The sequence below is a fragment of the Acidiphilium sp. PM genome (assembly GCF_000219295.1).
Lineage (GTDB): Bacteria > Pseudomonadota > Alphaproteobacteria > Acetobacterales > Acetobacteraceae > Acidiphilium > Acidiphilium multivorum.
This window is the reverse complement of record NZ_AFPR01000077.1, coordinates 21,145-27,272: the sequence shown is the minus strand read 5'-3', so window position 1 is coordinate 27,272 and position 6,128 is coordinate 21,145. Positions and strand designations below refer to the sequence as shown.

General features: G+C 67.9%; 7 protein-coding genes. 2 read left to right on the top strand and 5 right to left on the bottom strand.

Annotated features, from left to right (window positions below):
• Both APM_RS03260 and rnhA read left to right on the top strand, forming a co-directional pair.
• A partial coding sequence (locus APM_RS03260; protein ID WP_007421929.1) for a phosphotransferase occupies nt 1-520 on the top strand: 520 nt, incomplete at its 5' end.
• A complete protein-coding gene (gene rnhA, locus APM_RS03255; RefSeq protein WP_007421928.1) occupies nt 510-992 on the top strand; it encodes a ribonuclease HI in 483 nt (160 codons plus the stop codon). The genes APM_RS03260 and rnhA, both read left to right, overlap by 11 nt.
• Nucleotides 993-1,010: 18 nt before the next feature.
• Here rnhA and APM_RS03250 read toward each other — a convergent pair whose 3' ends face one another.
• The 5 genes from APM_RS03250 to APM_RS03230 form a co-directional block, all read right to left on the bottom strand.
• Nucleotides 1,011-1,754, bottom strand: a complete 744-nt coding sequence (locus APM_RS03250) for an SDR family oxidoreductase (protein WP_007421927.1) — start codon at nt 1,752-1,754, stop codon at nt 1,011-1,013.
• 11 nt (nt 1,755-1,765) lie between these two features.
• The gene (locus APM_RS03245) at nt 1,766-2,851 is read right to left on the bottom strand and encodes an ABC transporter ATP-binding protein (protein WP_007421926.1); all 1,086 of its coding nucleotides are present in this window, start codon (nt 2,849-2,851) and stop codon (nt 1,766-1,768) included.
• Nucleotides 2,852-2,867: 16 nt separating this feature from the next.
• On the bottom strand, nt 2,868-3,689 hold the full coding sequence (locus APM_RS03240; protein WP_007421925.1) for a carbohydrate ABC transporter permease: 822 nt from the start codon (nt 3,687-3,689) through the stop codon (nt 2,868-2,870).
• 2 nt (nt 3,690-3,691) lie between these two features.
• Nucleotides 3,692-4,624 carry a carbohydrate ABC transporter permease gene (locus APM_RS03235; protein WP_007421924.1) on the bottom strand — a complete coding sequence of 311 codons (933 nt, stop codon included), beginning with the start codon at nt 4,622-4,624 and terminating at the stop codon, nt 3,692-3,694.
• Nucleotides 4,625-4,706: 82 nt separating this feature from the next.
• Nucleotides 4,707-6,056 carry an ABC transporter substrate-binding protein gene (locus APM_RS03230; protein ID WP_007421923.1) on the bottom strand — a complete coding sequence of 450 codons (1,350 nt, stop codon included), beginning with the start codon at nt 6,054-6,056 and terminating at the stop codon, nt 4,707-4,709.
• Nucleotides 6,057-6,128: the final 72 nt, after the last annotated feature.

The following is a 6,128-nucleotide window of genomic DNA, read 5'->3' as shown; positions in this document are numbered from 1 at the left end:
CTGGCCGCCGCTGCTCGCGCGCTGCGGCGACAGCGGCGATGCGGTGCGGCCGGGCCTGACCGGCGAGGTTCGCACGGCGCTGGACGCCACCCTCGCCGCCTGGCCGGGAGCGCTGCCGCGCGGGCACATCCATGCCGACCTGTTCCCCGACAACGTGTTCTTCCTCGACCACGCGATCTCGGGGCTGATCGATTTCTATTTCGCCGCGACCGACCTTTACGCCTACGACATCGCGGTGTGCCTCAACGCCTGGTGCTTCGAGCCGGATTTCAGCTTCAACATCACCAAGTCGCGCGCGCTGCTGCGCGGCTACCAGGCGGTCCGCCCGCTCTCGGCCGCCGAGACCGAGGCGCTGCCGGTGCTCTGCCGGGGGGCGGCGATCCGCTTCCTGCTCACCCGGCTCTATGACTGGATCAACACGCCGGACGACGCGCTGGTGACGCGCAAGGACCCGCTCGACTATTACTGGCGCCTGCGCTTTCACCTGCAGGCGGGATCGGCGGCCGATTATGGCGTCTGAGCCGGGCGGACTGGTCGAGATCTGGACCGATGGCGGCTGCAAGCCCAATCCGGGCGCCGGCGGCTGGGCGGCGGTGCTGCGCTTCGGCGCGGCGGAGCGGGAAATGTCCGGCGCCGAGCGCGAGACCACCAACAACCGCATGGAACTGACCGCCGCCGCCGCCGCGCTGGAAGCGCTGAAGCGCCCGTGCCGGGTGAAGCTGCACACCGACAGCGAATATCTGCGCAACGGCATCACCCGCTGGCATACCGGCTGGGTGCGACGGAACTGGCGCAACGCGCAGGGCGACCCGGTGGCGAATTACGAGCTCTGGCAGCGCGTGCTGGCCGCGGCGAAGCCGCACGAGATCGAATGGATCTGGGTGCGCGGCCATGCCGGCGACCCGATGAACGAGCGGGTCGACCAGCTCGCCACCGCAGCCCGCGAGGCGATGCTCCGCGAGCCGGCGGAGACGTCCACGGCCCGCAGGTAACCGCCCGCGGGCGGACGGTCAGGCGACGGTGAACCCGCCATCGACCGGCAGGATCGCGCCGTTCACCATGCTGGCCGCATCCGAGAGCAGGAAGGCGATCACCGACGCCACCTCCTCCGGCTGCGCGAACCGGCGCAGCGGGATCCGCGCCAGCATGGAGCCGGCCTTGGCGGGATCGCTCCAGGCGCGCTCGGCCATCGGCGTCAGCGTCACCACCGGGTTGACGCTGTTGGTGCGGATGCCGAACGGGCCGAGTTCCTGCGCCATCGTCATCGTCAGCGAATCGAGCGCCGCCTTGGACGCGCCATAGGCCGCGTGATCCGGCGTGCCCCAGAGGCTCGCGATCGAGGAGACGTTGACGATCGTCCCCTTCACCCCGCGGCGGATCCAGTCCCGCGCCACGACCTGGGCGACCAGCATCGGCGCCCGCGCGTTCACCGCCATGATCCGGTCGAACATCTCGGCCGTGGTGTCGACGAACGGCGCGAGTTCGGCGATCCCGGCATTGTTGACCAGGGCATCGACCGGCAGCGCCGCCTCCGCCATGGCCGCCGCCGCCGCCGCATCGGCGAGGTCGACGGCGTGGATCCGGCAGCCGGTCTCGGCGGCGAGGCTTGCGAGGTCGTCGGGCGCGCGGCTGGCGGCGATGACCTCCGCGCCCTCCGCCGCGAGCATCGCGACCGCGACACGGCCGATACCCTTGCCCGCGCCGGTGACCAGGATGCGCCGCCCCGCGAAACGCCCGGTTCCCGAACCTCCCATCGCGTTCCTCCTCAATGTCCCGGCGGGCGCAACGCGGCCCCGCCTTGCGCGTCGAAGAGATGCATGTTGTCGGCCGGCACGGCGAGGTCGATCCGCTCGCCCTCGCGCCAGTGGCGCTCGTTGCGCGGCCGGCGGACGACGACTTCCTGGCCGTCCGCGGTGCGGAAATGCACCTCGATCTGCGCGCCGAGATGCTCGACCACGTCGATCACGCCGCCGATCGCCATCTCGCCGGGGGCGGCGGCGCCGGGCCGCGCATCCTCGCCGCGGAAGCCGACCAGCACGTCGTCCGGCACGGCCACGCCGGGCGGCAGCGGCGCGCGGAGCGACGGCGTGTCGATCACGTCGCGCCCGATGCCGTGGGCGGCGCGCACGAGGTTCATCCGCGGCGCGCCGATGAAGCGTGCGACGAAGGCGTTGGCGGGGCGGGCATAGATGTCGTCCGGCGTGCCCATCTGCTCGACGCGGCCGAAATTCATCACCGTGATGCGATCGCCGAGGCCCATCGCCTCTTCCTGGTCGTGGGTGACGTAGATCGTCGTCATGCCCACCTTGCGGTGGATCCGCAGCAATTCGGCGCGCATGATGGTGCGCAGCTGGGCATCGATGTTCGACAGCGGCTCGTCCATCAGCGAGACCGACGGCTCGCGCGCGATGACGCGCGCCAGGGCGACGCGCTGGCGCTGCCCGCCGGACAGCGCGCGCGGCTTGCGGTCGAGATAGGGCGCGATCTGCACCAGGTTGGCGACGAAGCCGATCCGCCGCTCGATCTCCGCGGCATCGAGGCCGCGCAGCTTCAGGCCGAGCGCGATGTTCTGCCGCACCGTCATGTGCGGATAGAGCGCGTAGTTCTGGAAGACCATGCCGACGTCGCGGCGGGCCGGCGGCAGCAGCGTCACGTCGGTGCCGCCGATCAGGATGCGGCCGGTGCTCGGCGTCTCGAGCCCGGCGATCATGCGCAGCAGCGTCGTCTTGCCGCAGCCCGAGGGGCCGAGCAGCACCATGAACTCGCCGTCGGCGATCGCGAGGTCGACCCGCTGCAGCGCCTCGACCGCGGCAAACCGCTTGGTCACGCCCTCGATGATGATCTCTGCCACGCTTGTCTCCCGCCGGCTACTTCACTGCGCCCAGCGTCAGGCCGCGGGCAATGTATTTGTGGATCGCGATGCCGCCGACGACGACCGGCGCGCAGATCATCACGGCGCAGGACATCACCGTCTGCCACGGGATGATGTAGCCGCCGAGGAATCCCATCATGACGACCGGCGCCGTCCGCGCATCGTTCGAGGGGGTGAGGATGAAGGCGTAGAGCAGGTCGTTCCAGGCAAAGATGCCGGCCAGGATGGCGGCGACGGTGATGCCCGGCAGCGTCAGCGGCAGGGTGATGCGCAGGAAGATGCCGAACCGGCTCATGCCGTCGAGCAGCGCCGCTTCCTCAAGTGCCACCGGAACCGCGCGGAACTGGTCGACCAGCAGCCAGACGACCAGCGGCACGACGAAGGTCTGGTAGATCAGGATCAGCACGACCGGGTTGTTGATCAGCTGCAGGTCGGCCGCGAGAAGATAGAACGGGATCAGCACCACGACGGGGATCAGCATCCAGTTCGTCACGTACCAGAACTGGATCTGCGCGCGGCCGCGGAACTCGTAGCGGGCCAGGGCATAGGCCGCCGGCGCGCCGACCGCGAGGCCGAGCGCCACCGCGCCCACCGTCACGATCACCGAATTGGCGAGGGCGCGCAGCATGTCGTTCTGGGTGATCGCCTTGGCATAACCGGCAAGGTCTGGCGCGAAGCGCCACGCCGGCGGCAGGCGGAAGATCAGCGATTCCGGCTTCAGCGAGGAGGCGATCATCCAGTAGAACGGAAACACGATCACCAGCGCCACGGCGAGCAGGAACAGTCCGTGCAGCAGGGTGAGGGCGCGCTGTTTCATCGCTAGCCCTCCGCCCGGTCGGAATAGAGGAATTTCACCACGGCCTGGGCGAGAAGGATGGTGAAGACGAGCGTCAGCACCGATTCCGCCGAGGCCAGCCCGACATCGAACCCGCGGAAGGCGATGCGCTCGATCTTCAGCGAGACCATCTGCGTCGCGTTGCCGGGGCCGCCCTTCTGGATCGAGTAGATCATGTCGAAGGTCTTCACCGTGAAGATCGTCTGGAAGACGAGGCTGGCGACGATGCCCGGCCGCATGTAGGGCAGCTTGATGTGCAGGAAGCGGGCCCAGAAGCTTTCGGTCTCCAGCATCAGCGCCTCCTCGATGTCACCGGGCACGGTGGCGAGACTGGCCGAGAGCACGAGGGCGACGAAGGGCGTCCATTCCCAGATCTGCGTCACCGTCACCATGCCGAACGCGGCGGTGCCGCTGCCGAGCCAGTCCACCTGGCCGAGGCCGAGGCGATGGCCGAGATAGTTCACGATGCCGAGCTGGGTGTTGAACATCAGCTGGACGAGCATGCCGACCACGCTGGGCGTGGTCGCGATCGGCACCACGAGGAGGATCTGCACGAGGCGGCGCAGCGCGGGGTTCCGGGTCTGGTCGAGCGCCAGCGCGATCGCCATGCCGAGGCCGAGCTCGACCGGCAGGGTGACGATGAGGAACTCGCCGGTCCGCCTGAGGGCGTCGAGAAAGCCGGGGGAGGTGAGCGCGTTGATGTAGTTCTCGAGCCCGGCGAAGGTCGGCGGGCCCATGCCCATCGTCCAGTTATGGAACGAGTAGTAGAGCACGAAGATCGTCGGGTAGAGGCCGACGAGCAGCAGCAGGAAGAGCGACGGCCCGACGAAGAACCACGGCTCCAGCCGCCGCGCCAGCGGCGTCTTCAACGTCGTGCTCGCGGCCGCGAGGCTTGCCGTTCCGTCCGTGTTTGCCATTGGTATCCGTTGCCCGTTTGCAGCGTGCGCCGCCGCGTCGCATGCGCCCCGCCGGACGGGGCGCATGGTTCGCGCCGGAAGATCAGCGCTTCGGCAGGTTGACCGAATTCCAGCAACCCGTCGAGTTCATGTAGTGCTGGAGCTTGGCGTTGAGCAGCTTCAGCCCCTTCGCGACCGGGTATTTGCCGGCCTCGATTTCGGAGCCGTAATCGGAGACCAGTTCAGAGAAATACGGATAGCAGGCGATCTGCGGGCGCCAGTCGGGCACGCTGCCGTTTTCCCAGGTTTCCACCATCGGCTTCAGGTAGGGATATTTCGCATCGAGCGCCGGGTCGGTATCGGCGCTCTTGCGGGCGACCACCGCGCCGTTCTCGATCAGCGGCTGCGCCATCGCCTTGGAGGTCAGCCACTGGATGAACAGCCAGGTCGCGTTCTGCTCCTTCGCCGGAACCTGCGCGCTGACCATGTAGGCGAAGCCGCCGAAGGCCGAGTAGCGGCCATTGGGCCCCTTGGGCTCGACCGTGACGCCGAGATCGTTGCCGATCGAGGAGGCCTTGAGCGTCGGGTAGAAGGCCGACCATTCGGTGATCATCGCCAGCTGCCCCTGGCCCATCAGCTGGACGACCTGCGAGTGATCATCCGCGATGATGCCCTTCGGCATGTATTTCACCAGCTCCTGGCGGAAGGTCTCGCCAGCGATCGCCGCCTTCGAATCCAGCGTCATCTTCTTCGCCTTGGCGTCGAAGTAACGCCCGCCCCAGGGCCAGAGGAAGCGGGTGAAGCTGTCGGCCGTCTGCGTCTCGCCGCGGGCCGACTGCAGCGCGTAGCCGTAGAGGTTCTTCGATGGATCGTAGAGCTTCGCCGCGTAGTCGTTCAGCAGCTGGGTCCAGGTGGTCGGCGGGCCGGAGAAGCCGTGCTCCTTGAGGATCTTCTTGTTGTAGTAGAGCAGCCCGGCATAGGAATCGAACGGCAGGCCGATGAGCTTGCCGCCCACCGTGAAGGCATGGCGCCAGACCGGAAAGAAATCGCCGATGTCGATATCGGGATCGGCGATCGCCTTGTCGGCCAGGAAATGATCGACCGGCACGACCCAGTGGGCGCGGGTGAAGTCCACCGGCCAGACGACGTCGGTCAGGATCGCGTCGAACTGCCTGCTGTGCGAGACGAAGTTCAGCGTCTCGGCCTTCAGCGTGTTCTCGTACGGGTAGTTCACCCATTTCACGTGGATGCCGGTTTCCTTCTCGAATTCCGGCGTCAGTTTCTCGGCGGCCTTGTAGCTCGGCCGGTCGAGCCCGACCACGGTCACCGTCATGCCCTTGTAGGGCGCGGCGGCCTGGGCGAGCGTCCAGGCATGGGCGGTCGGGGCGCTCGCGCCGAGGCCGACGAGCGCGCTCGTCGCCCCTGCCAGCGCGTATTTCAGCACTCTCTGCATGACGTATCCTCCTTGAAGGCGGGGTTGCCGCGAAGTTTGATTATTTTTTCACGTATGCCCGGATTAATCATC